The organism is Extibacter sp. GGCC_0201 (genome assembly GCF_017566055.1).
GTDB lineage: Bacteria > Bacillota > Clostridia > Lachnospirales > Lachnospiraceae > Extibacter.
On sequence record NZ_JABFCH010000185.1, the window covers coordinates 1 to 221 of the forward strand.

Sequence of the window (221 nt, forward strand, 5' to 3'; positions counted from 1 at the left end):
GCAGTAACAATGCAGATAATCCCGCTAATTGCCCCTGCCTGCATAATCCCCGCAGCGGCTGCGGCCAGATATGCAGCCATAATGAATTGAACCGTCTTCGTCTTGGCTTTTCCCGAAAATTCGGCGGCCAGACCGTCTTTCTTCGCCTTTGGGAAACTGACTACCGACAGGCCGCTGAGCGCTCTTTCCGCCACGAACACGTATGACAGCAGGCAGATATC

Annotated in this window: 1 pseudogene; it reads right to left on the reverse strand. The window is 54.3% G+C overall.

Features of this window, described 5'->3' with window-relative positions:
- Positions 1–221 (reverse strand): annotated as a pseudogene (locus HJV72_RS19195) (adenosylcobinamide-GDP ribazoletransferase); the annotation flags it as partial.